A 9,351-nucleotide genomic window follows, 5' to 3' on the forward strand; every position below is an offset into this window, starting at 1 on the left:
CCGACCCAATCAGCATGGCGAGGATCGGCTTGGCGATGAAGTTGAGGGCGCTGAGCAGGAAGAGTGCCAGAAGCGCGAGGTCGAGGGCCCTATTTGCCGGGCGCGACAGGATGATCCGGGCGCCGACTATGTTCATTATCGCATAAGGGGCTTGATAGAGCAGGCCACGCAGCAGCGAACCGCGCGGCATTTCGAGGATCAGTACGTTTACCGCCAAAGACACAAACACGACTCCGGCGAGCAACCGCCATGGCACCCGAACGCGATAGTGGCGCGCAAGGCCAATGTTGCAGAGAGTCATCGAGGCGAGGAAAGCGGCAAAGATGGCAAGGGAGGTCGGCCGTGCATCCGCCTGGTGGGGCAGGATAAACTCGAGCACGCCGTTGAGAATGCCGATGGCGTAGGCGGCGCAGAGCCAGCGGGCTCCGATGGCGAGGCGGTAATGGGCCGCGACGACGGCAAAGGCCGTCGCGAATATGCCAGCGATGAAGAGATTTATGGCCAGAACAAAGCCTGCGGCGCTCATGGTCGCATCCGGCGTAGAAGATGGCACAATGTGCCATCTTTTCCGTAATAGACCCTTAAGACGCAGGAGCAAACCCTGCCAAAACTGTCAGGCGCGAGGGGTAACGCCCAGCGCCTCGGCCAGCAGCGCAAACGATCGCCGACGCAGGTCATAAGAGTGGATTGTGGTGGTGATCATCACCTCGTCGGCTTGGGCCTCTCGGGCCTTCTCGGTGATTTCCTCGGCCATGCGTTCGGCGCTGCCGACCATCCAGAGGCTTCCCTGATGGGAAATCACCTGCCGCTGTTGCGGCGTCAGCGTTTCAAGCCGCGTCACTGCCTCTTCCGGCGGCATCAGCTGGCGCTGTTCGCCGGTGACGAAGAGCGCCCAGCTCACCGCCTGCGAAGTGGCGAGGAATTTTGCCTCCTCTTCAGTGGGCGCGGCGATGACCGAGAGGCAAAGAATGGTGCGCGGCTCGGGGAAATCCTGCGACGGCACAAAGCCATCGCGATAGGCGGCAAAGGCGGGTGCGGCCGGCGTATGGGAAAAATGGGCGGCAAAGGCATAGCCGAAGCCGATCTGTCCCGCAGCCTGGGCGCTGGCCCCCGAAGAGCCGAGCAACCACTTCGGCGGCAGGCGGATGCCGCCGGGCGATACCGGTACGCGCGAAAACGGATGGTCGGTCGGAAAATTGTCTTCGTCGAAGGCCATCAGTTCGGCGAGATAATTGGAAAATTCTTCGCCGCCGCCCGAGCGCAGGGCGCGCATGGCATAGCCGTCGCCGCCGGGCGCCCGGCCAAGGCCGAGGTCGATGCGGCCGGGATGCAGCGCTTCAAGCGTGCGATAGGCTTCGGCAATGCGCAGTGGCGCATGGTTGAGCAGCATGACGCCGCCCGAGCCGACGCGAAGGCCTCTGGTGGCCGCCGCGGCGCTGCCGATGAGGATTTCCGGCACCGAAGAGGCGATGGAGGGCATGCCATGGTGCTCGGCATACCAGAGCCGCTAACCCAGCCCGTCCGCCGCCTGTGCCAGCTTCACCGTTTCTGCCATGGCCTCGGCCGTAGAGCTGCCCTGGGCGATGGGCGCGAGATCCTGCAGGGAAAGTTTGAAACTGGCGGGCATGGGAGACTCCAACTGGATGTCTCGCTTATATCGGCATTTGCCGATGGATTTCCAGAGACTCACACATTTTGCACGATCGTGTTATAGCCTCACCTCAATACGGGAGTTGTTATGCGGCGTTCCATCCTTATGGCGGCATTTCTGTGCACGGCGGGCGTCAGCTCCGCCAGCGCGCAGAGCCTGCTCGATCCACATCCGCTGGCAGGCGTCGTCGATGAACTGCGCTTTGGTCTGCACGCCTACAATGTGCACGGGGCCATGCTGCCGTTTCTGGTCAATGAGTGGCAGATCACGGAAGTCCGGAGCCTCAGCTTCGATGTGCTGTTTGTCTCGCCCGACATCGATGCCTTTCGCTGGATCGGTTCGCCCCGCCCCGAAATCGGGACGACCATTAATCTGGGGGGCAAGGAAAACCTCCTGCATGCCGGCCTCACCTGGCAATTGCCGATCTTCGACACGCCGATCTACCTCGAAGGTACGTTTGGTGCGGCCATTCACGATGGCGCCCTGACCGGCGCTGCAGCACCCACCAAAAACTTTGGTTGCCGCGTGAATTTTTATGAGCGTTTTGGCATCGGCGCCAATCTCTCGGACAATGTGACAGCCACCGTTACTTACGAGCACACGTCCAACAACAACTATTGCGAGGCCAATGATGGCCTCTCCAACTTTGGTGTTCGCCTGGGCTGGAAGTTCTAAGCCTTCCGTGCGCATAATATCCCCGAGATCTTGGGGGTATATCCTCTATGCCGTTCTTGGGAAGCTTCAATGCCGCCTTGGCGGTGTTTCTTTTGTGTTCGGCTCCTGCTTTGGCGCAGGATTTTGGTATTTCCGAAATTCGCGGCGGAATATTTGCTCATAGCGTCGATGAACCCGGGACTGTCCTCGGCGTCCTCAACGCCGAGCGCGTCCAGAACCTCAATGTCGAACTGCTGTTCGATACGCCGGGCCTGACCGAGTGGGTCACGCTTGGCGAGCTGCGGCCCCATATTGGCGCCACGCTCAATATGGGCGGGTTCGAGAGCATGGTCTATGCCGGTGCGAGCTGGACCGTTCCGATTTTCGACTCGCCGGTTTTCGTCGAAGTCGCCTTTGGCGGCGCCTTGCACTCGGGCAACAATGTCGGCCCGACGCCGATGCCGGCGCGCAGTCTTGGCTGCACGCTGCTGTTCCACGAAGCGGCGAGCCTTGGCATTCAGCTTTCGCCCAATGCCGCGATCATGGCTACCGTCGAGCACGCGTCCAATGCCAATCTCTGCATCGACAATCGCGGCCTGACCAATATGGGCATCCGCCTTGGCTGGAAGTTTTAGGCGACCTGTCCGGCAGACCAGCCCGAGGCCCAGGCCCACTGGAAATTATAGCCGCCAAGCCAGCCGGTTACGTCGACTGCTTCGCCCACGAAGTACAATCCGGGAACCGTCCGCGCCATCATGGTTTTGGCGTCGAGCCCGGTCGTGTCGATGCCACCGAGCGTCACTTCTGCGGTACGATAGCCCTCCGAGCCCACCGGCTTCAGTGTCCAGCGGCTGACCTGATCGGCGACCGGCTGCAGCTTCTTGTCGGAAAAATCCCCGATCATGCCGGGCTGGTTGATCATTTCACCCAGGAGTTGCGCCAGCCTTTTGGGCAGGTGTCCGGCGAGCACGGTCTGGACGTGATTGCGCGGCTGTTCCTTGCGCGCTGCCTGCAGCATGGCCAGCGCGTCCTGCTCGGGCAGAAGATCGATGGAGATGCTGTCGCCTTCGCGCCAGTAGGACGAGATCTGCAGGATCGCCGGCCCCGAAAGCCCGCGATGGGTAAAGAGCAGGGCTTCGCGGAACTTGGTCTTGCCGTGGCTGATGATCGCATCAGTCGAAACGCCGGCCAATTCCTTCAGTTCTTCCAGCTTTCCTTCCTCAAAAGTCAGCGGCACGAGGGCTGGGCGCGTATCGGTAACCGTCAGCCCGAATTGCTTGGCCACCGAATAGGCAAAGCCGGTCGCCCCCATTTTGGGGATCGATTTGCCGCCCGTCGCCACGATCAGGCTTTCGCAGGTGACATAGCCGTCCCCTACCAGAACCTTGAAGCCTTCATCGATTTTTTCGACCGTGCCGACCGAGCGCCCCGTCCAGATCGCTGCGCCGGCCTGCCGGAGGTCGTCGATCAGCATGGAAACGATCTGCGTCGCCGGCCCATCGCAAAAGAGCTGCCCCAGCGTCTTTTCGTGAAAGGCGATGCCGCGCTTCTTGACCCGCTCGATGAACATGTCGGGCGTGAAGCGCGATAGCGCGGAGAGCGCAAAGCGCGGATTGCTGCTGAGAAACCGCTCGCGCCCCAGAACGTGGGTGGCGTTGATATTGGTGAAGTTGCAGCGCCCGCCGCCCGAGATGCGGATTTTTTCACCAGGGTTCTTGGCGTGGTCGACCACCAACACGCGCCGCCCGCGACGGCCCGCCTCGATCCCTGCCATGAGCCCAGCGGCGCCTGCACCCAGGATGATGATGTCAAAGTCGGTCATTTTCAGTCCTTCGGCGGCGCGTTCTCCCCTCCCGTACCCCCCTCCCGGCCTCCCCCACAAGGGGGGAGGTGCAGAGACCGCAGTTTTGCCGAGATGGTGTTACATACGCGATGACACCCCCCCCCCTCGGTAATGCCGCCGCAAGGCAAAGCAGATTGACTCTTTCCTATTTGAGAGTATGAGAAGTCCTGCTTTTCATATGAGAGCTTTGATTTTCATGCGCAGCGTCGGCCACATCGCCGTTTCTATGACCACCTGGCCTCCGGCCGGGGGCATGCTTGCCATGACCAAAACCACCAAAACCGCCTGACGCTTTTCCCCGGGTTCCCTCCCGCCGGGGAGAGGCTCAAAGCACTGACCGCGACGCAGGGTGCGTCGTGCGGGAGGCGGAAATGGTAAGGGACCGGAGTTCCAAAATGGGTTATCGCGTCGCTGTCGTCGGGGCCACAGGCAATGTGGGCCGCGAAGTTCTCAATATCCTGGCCGAGCGCAAGTTCCCGGCCGACGAGGTGTTCGCGCTCGCCTCGTCCAGGTCGATCGGCAAGGAAATTTCCTATGGCGACAAGGTGCTGAAGGCCAAGGACCTGCAGCATTTCGATTTCTCGACTGTCGATTTCGCCATCATGTCGGCGGGCGGCTCCATTTCCAAGGAATGGGCTCCGCGGATCGCCGCCGCTGGCGCCATCGTCATCGATAACTCGTCCTACTGGCGTTATCACTCCGACGTGCCGCTGATCGTGCCGGAAGTGAACGGCCATGTGCTCGACCGTTGGCTCAACGATGCCAAGCGCAACAATATCATCGCCAACCCGAACTGCTCGACGGCCCAGCTCGTCGTGGCGCTGAAGCCGCTCCACGATGCCGCAACCATCAAGCGCGCCGTCGTTTCGACCTATCAGTCGGTTTCCGGCGCCGGCAAGGAAGGCGTTGACGAGCTCTGGAACCAGACCAAGGGCATTTTCGTCAACGACTCGCCGACCCCGCAGAAGTTCCCCAAGCAGATCGCCTTCAACGTCATTCCCCACATCGATGTCTTCATGGAAGACGGCTACACCAAGGAAGAGTGGAAGGTTCTCGCCGAGACCAAGAAGATCCTCGATCCCAAGATCAAGGTCACCTGCACTGCCGTGCGCGTTCCAGTCTTCGTGGGCCACTCGGAAGCTGTCAATCTCGAGTTCGAAAAGCCGATCTCTGCCGATGAAGCCCGCGATCTCCTGCGCGAAGCGCCTGGCATTTCCGTCCTCGACAAGCGCGAGGCCGGTGGCTACGCGACGCCGGTGGAAGCCGTAGGCGAATACGACACCTTCGTCTCCCGCATCCGCGAAGACGTCACGGTCGAAAACGGTCTTGCCATGTGGGTTGTCTCGGACAATCTGCGCAAGGGCGCTGCGCTCAATACCATCCAGATCGCCGAAGCCCTGATCGAAAAGGGTCTCAAGCCGCGCGCCCTGGCCGCCTGATCTTTTGCGCCTTTCGGATTGCCGGGCTTGGCCCGGCGATCCATCCGGCTCCGGGCGCCAGATGGGCCAACGGGGGCCACGTCATTCCTGCCCTGCGTCAGAGGCGCTTGAGCCGCTGACGTTGCGGGCGTAGAAGACCTGCGTACCGGACGTTACGCTATGCCCATCCGCCATATTCTTCTCGCCCTTCTGGTCGTTGCCATCTGGGGCTTCAATTTCGTTGTCATCAAACTCAGCGTCGAGGCCTTGCCGCCCATTCTGGCTGCCGCGCTCCGTTTTGCTGCGGCGGCATTTCCGGCCATCTTGTTCGTGCGGCCGCCAAAAGCGCGGGCCTGGATCGTCATTGCCTTTGGCCTTTCCTTCGGCTTCGCGCTCTATGCTTTCCTCAATCTCTCGATTGCCTGGGGCATGCCGGCCGGCCTCTCCTCGCTGGTGCTGCAGACGCAGGCCTTCTTCACCATGGCCATGGCCTTCGTGCTGCTCGGCGAGCGCCCGAGCCGGTTTCAGGTCATCGGGGCGGGAATTGCGTTTCTCGGCATCGGCGTCATCGCCTTCGAGCGTATCGAGGGGGCCGGCTTCGTGCCCTTGCTGATGGTGTTGCTGGCCGCGCTCGCCTGGGGCCTTGCCAATGTGCTGACCAAGAAGGCCGGCAAGGTCAATGCAATCGCTTTTACCGTCTGGGGCTCGCTGGCCGCGCCGTTGCCGTTGCTGGCCCTGTCGTTGCTGACGGAGGGGAGTGACGCGATCATGGCCGCACTGGCGGGCTTTTCCTGGTCGGACGCGGCGCTCATCGCCTTCCTCGCCTATCCGGCAACGCTGCTCGGCGGGGGTATCTGGAGCTGGCTGCTCGGGCGCCACCCGGCCTCGGTCGTCGCACCGTTCACCCTTCTGGTGCCGATCACAGGCCTGCTTTCAGGCTATCTGGTCCTGGGCGAAATCATCACCGGGGTCGAAATTTTGGGTGGTCTGCTGGTCATTGCCGGGCTCATCGTCACCCTGCGCAAATCTCGCTCAGTCGAGCCGGCGATCCGGCTCGACTGATGCTGGGCTGGCCTAGTTGGTCAGCGAATCGGTTGGTGCAGGTGCCTCGAGCGGGGCGGGGACCGCCTCGGCCGGCGCTGGCACGCTGGCCGGCTGCAGCATATTGAGCTGTTCCGGGGTGAGGCCACCAACCCCTTCGGCATCCGCAGCGGCGAATTCTTCGGCCGTCAGGTCAGGCCAGACCACCAGCAGCTCTTCATAGCTGAGGCGACCATCGCCATTGGCGTCGACATCGGCAAAGGTCAGGGGCGTCTGTGCCAGAACAGGGGCAGCGATGAAGCTGGCGGCCACGAGGCCGAGGGCGAGTTTGCGCATGGGAGGAATTCCTGTGGTCAATGATTGGGCGATGTGGTCGCAAAATTCGGACGCCACCCCGAAATTGGCGGGGTGGCGCACTGCCCGGAAGGCCCGGGCAAAACGGTTAGCTGGCCGGGGCGGCGCTAGCAGCCACCAGGGCGTCATATTCTTCAGCGCTGAGCTCGCCATTGCCATCCACATCGGCGGCCGCAAAGGCTTCCTGGGTCAGGTCAGGCCAGGCAACCTGGGCTTCCACCAGCGACACACCGCCATTGGCGTCGGTATCGACCGAGGCGAAATCGGTTGCGGCCTGGGCCATCGCGGCGCCGGTCAGGCCAAAAATAACGAGGGAGGAAAGGACGATCTTCTTCATGGTGTTGCTCCATGTTTTTGGGAACGTGCGATGGGAGATCAATCTCCCAACGACGGGCTGCTCTCCTGCGGCCCGTGACCAAAAGACTGACGGGTCAATGTGTCTGGTAACCGACCACACAAAGGCGTGAACGGACAGATGTCTGGGCCATTTCCGGGCAATGAAATTGGCCCGCATTATCAGCGTGTTTTGGGAATTTTTGGCAGGACTGGAAATAGGTTGCCAGTTGTTCTGCCGGGCAGGCGAAATCAACTGATCACGATTTCAGCGCGCCAAGATCAACTTGGCGGCGAAAAGGCGGCAATTGATCACGCGCAAGTGATCGTCCGGCCGCCGACTGACTTTTTCGTGTCGCCACAAAGAATTGCCCGGACAAGCCGGGCAATGGAATAGCAGGGGATGTCGGCGCGCTCAGAGCTCGGGGCGGATGAAGTCGCCGTTGTGGTCCATCACCCAGAGCTCGCCCGTCGAAATGTCGAACCAGGCGCCGTGGACGGCAATCTTGCCCTCTTCCTCGAGCTTGGCGACATAGGGGAAGGTGCGCAGGTTGCGGATGGAGTTGCGGATCGAGATCCGCTCCATGGCCGTCTGCCGCTCGGTGGAGGTGAGCAGGTTCGCCTGGCCGAGCTGGCTCGGCAGTTCCCCCAGCATCGACATCCACTTGCCGATGAAATCACCCTCGTCGAGCGGCTTCATCTGCGGGTCGAGTGCAGCCTTGATGCCGCCGCAGCGGCCATGACCCATCACCACGATATTGGTGATCTTGAGCGCTTTGACGGCAAACTCGATTGCCGCCGACGTGCCGTGCTGGCCCCCGTCTGGCTGATAGGTCGGCACCAGATTAGCGACGTTGCGCAGCACGAACATTTCGCCCGGGCCGGCGTCGAAAATCATTTCGGGAGCGGCGCGGCTATCGCAGCAGGCGATGACCATTGTCGTAGGGTTCTGCCCGGTCTCGGCCAGATCGCGCAGGCGCTCTTTCTCGCGGGCGTAGCGTCCGGTCATGAAATTGGCGTGACCGTCGAGCAGTTCTTTCGGAAAGCTGTGCATGCTGTCTCGATTAGCGCTAAGAGGCATTGGAATCAATCGCAGCGCGGACCCTGCGCTGCAATGGGGGTATGCATGCTTATCTATCGTTTCCTCACCGGCGAAGACGATTCTGCGTTTTGCCACAAGGTTACCAAGGCACTTTCCGAAGGCTGGCAGCTGCACGGCAGCCCGACTTACGCCTTCGATGCAGTGACCAAGAAAATGCGCTGTGGCCAAGCCGTCACCCGCGTCGCGCGGGATCAGCCCTATGATCCGGAAAAGAAGCTGATCGATTTCTAAGTCAGTTTGCGGGGCAGGGTCGTGCCGGCCCCGCACGTCTTTCTACATGCGGCGGGCGACGAAAGTTGCGTTGGGCGTTCCCGGTACGCTTGGCCGATAGGTGCAGCGCAGCGAACCCACCTGCGGCCGGTCCGGCACCAGAACGCGCTCGTTGTTCTGCCCCTGGTTCTTGAAGATTTCCGAGAGAATGAGATCGATCAGGCCGCGCGGCCGGCAGGTAATGGTCGCTGCCGCCCAGGCCATGCGGCCCGAACAGCTCTGACGACGCAGGTCGATGGTGACATCGCGACCCGAGGCGCGCCAGTCGAGCCGGCCTTCGCAGCGCACACCCTGCGCCCGTACCGAATAGCTGCCGCGCCGTTCGAGGCAGAAGCTGAACCGGTTGGCGCCGTAAAGCGCCCGATCCGCCTGATAGCAGCCCGACACCAGCGCGCTACCGCCGGGTGCGTCGGGCACCAGCACCATGGTGGATGCGTCCTGCGCTGTCGCGCCGCCTGCAAGGCCGAGAAAAAGCCCCAGTACAAGTCCGATGATCGTTCTAGACGTCATGCTCGCCTCCCTTGGCTATGCGGCAAGGATAGGCGCGCCGGTGCCTAGCGGTCCATCGTCAATTCTCCTAGCCGCAGGTGCTGGATCAGCACCACGGTCTTGCCGTCGGTGATGCGGCCATCGCCACAGGCGGCGATGGCGTCGTCGAGCCCCATCTCCACCACTTCCACCTCTT

At 61.9% G+C, this 9,351-nt stretch carries 11 protein-coding genes and 2 pseudogenes; 6 read left to right on the top strand and 7 right to left on the bottom strand.

Annotated features, from left to right (window positions below; all coding sequences use genetic code 11):
- Both J0I64_RS06220 and J0I64_RS06225 read right to left on the bottom strand, forming a co-directional pair.
- Nucleotides 1-526 (bottom strand): annotated as a pseudogene (locus J0I64_RS06220) (GGDEF domain-containing protein); the annotation flags it as partial.
- A gap of 87 nt (nucleotides 527-613) precedes the next feature.
- Nucleotides 614-1,495, bottom strand: a pseudogene (locus tag J0I64_RS06225) (MsnO8 family LLM class oxidoreductase); the annotation flags it as partial.
- 243 nt (nucleotides 1,496-1,738) lie between these two features.
- Between J0I64_RS06225 and J0I64_RS06230 the strand changes: the two are divergent.
- Together J0I64_RS06230 and J0I64_RS06235 are read left to right on the top strand one after the other, a co-directional pair.
- Nucleotides 1,739-2,326, top strand: coding sequence for an acyloxyacyl hydrolase (locus tag J0I64_RS06230; protein WP_291406736.1), 588 nt, complete (start codon nucleotides 1,739-1,741; stop codon nucleotides 2,324-2,326).
- A gap of 47 nt (nucleotides 2,327-2,373) precedes the next feature.
- Nucleotides 2,374-2,940: an acyloxyacyl hydrolase gene (locus tag J0I64_RS06235; RefSeq protein WP_291406737.1), complete on the top strand. Its 567-nt coding sequence runs from the start codon at nucleotides 2,374-2,376 to the stop codon at nucleotides 2,938-2,940.
- On the opposite strand, the gene J0I64_RS06240 is transcribed toward J0I64_RS06235, so the two are convergent.
- Nucleotides 2,937-4,127 (bottom strand): NAD(P)/FAD-dependent oxidoreductase, encoded by a 1,191-nt coding sequence (locus J0I64_RS06240; protein ID WP_291406738.1) that lies wholly within the window; start codon nucleotides 4,125-4,127, stop codon nucleotides 2,937-2,939. The genes J0I64_RS06235 and J0I64_RS06240 overlap by 4 nt on opposite strands.
- A gap of 416 nt (nucleotides 4,128-4,543) precedes the next feature.
- On the opposite strand from J0I64_RS06240, the gene J0I64_RS06245 reads away from it, so the two are divergent.
- Both J0I64_RS06245 and J0I64_RS06250 read left to right on the top strand, forming a co-directional pair.
- Nucleotides 4,544-5,587 (top strand): aspartate-semialdehyde dehydrogenase, encoded by a 1,044-nt coding sequence (locus tag J0I64_RS06245; protein ID WP_291406739.1) that lies wholly within the window; start codon nucleotides 4,544-4,546, stop codon nucleotides 5,585-5,587.
- A 159-nt stretch (nucleotides 5,588-5,746) separates the two neighbouring features.
- Nucleotides 5,747-6,628 carry an EamA family transporter gene (locus J0I64_RS06250; RefSeq protein WP_291406740.1) on the top strand — a complete coding sequence of 294 codons (882 nt, stop codon included), beginning with the start codon at nucleotides 5,747-5,749 and terminating at the stop codon, nucleotides 6,626-6,628.
- 12 nt (nucleotides 6,629-6,640) lie between these two features.
- On the opposite strand, the gene J0I64_RS06255 is transcribed toward J0I64_RS06250, so the two are convergent.
- Both J0I64_RS06255 and J0I64_RS06260 read right to left on the bottom strand, forming a co-directional pair.
- Entirely contained in the window at nucleotides 6,641-6,943 is a 303-nt protein-coding gene (locus J0I64_RS06255) for an EF-hand domain-containing protein (protein ID WP_291406741.1), read from the bottom strand.
- Nucleotides 6,944-7,049: 106 nt separating this feature from the next.
- Nucleotides 7,050-7,298: a hypothetical protein gene (locus J0I64_RS06260; RefSeq protein WP_291406742.1), complete on the bottom strand. Its 249-nt coding sequence runs from the start codon at nucleotides 7,296-7,298 to the stop codon at nucleotides 7,050-7,052.
- A 138-nt stretch (nucleotides 7,299-7,436) separates the two neighbouring features.
- Between J0I64_RS06260 and J0I64_RS06265 the strand changes: the two genes are divergently transcribed.
- A complete protein-coding gene (locus J0I64_RS06265) occupies nucleotides 7,437-7,691 on the top strand; it encodes a hypothetical protein (RefSeq protein ID WP_291406743.1) in 255 nt (84 codons plus the stop codon).
- 18 nt (nucleotides 7,692-7,709) lie between these two features.
- Here J0I64_RS06265 and J0I64_RS06270 read toward each other — a convergent pair whose 3' ends face one another.
- Nucleotides 7,710-8,348 carry a carbonic anhydrase gene (locus tag J0I64_RS06270; protein WP_291406744.1) on the bottom strand — a complete coding sequence of 213 codons (639 nt, stop codon included), beginning with the start codon at nucleotides 8,346-8,348 and terminating at the stop codon, nucleotides 7,710-7,712.
- Nucleotides 8,349-8,420: 72 nt separating this feature from the next.
- Here J0I64_RS06270 and J0I64_RS06275 point away from each other — a divergent pair, with 72 nt between their 5' ends.
- Nucleotides 8,421-8,627, top strand: a complete 207-nt coding sequence (locus tag J0I64_RS06275) for a DUF1737 domain-containing protein (RefSeq protein ID WP_291406745.1) — start codon at nucleotides 8,421-8,423, stop codon at nucleotides 8,625-8,627.
- A 42-nt stretch (nucleotides 8,628-8,669) separates the two neighbouring features.
- Here J0I64_RS06275 and J0I64_RS06280 read toward each other — a convergent pair whose 3' ends face one another.
- Nucleotides 8,670-9,176 carry a hypothetical protein gene (locus J0I64_RS06280; RefSeq protein ID WP_291406746.1) on the bottom strand — a complete coding sequence of 169 codons (507 nt, stop codon included), beginning with the start codon at nucleotides 9,174-9,176 and terminating at the stop codon, nucleotides 8,670-8,672.
- Nucleotides 9,177-9,351 lie beyond the last annotated feature (175 nt).

This window comes from Devosia sp., assembly GCF_017307565.1.
GTDB lineage: Bacteria > Pseudomonadota > Alphaproteobacteria > Rhizobiales > Devosiaceae > Devosia.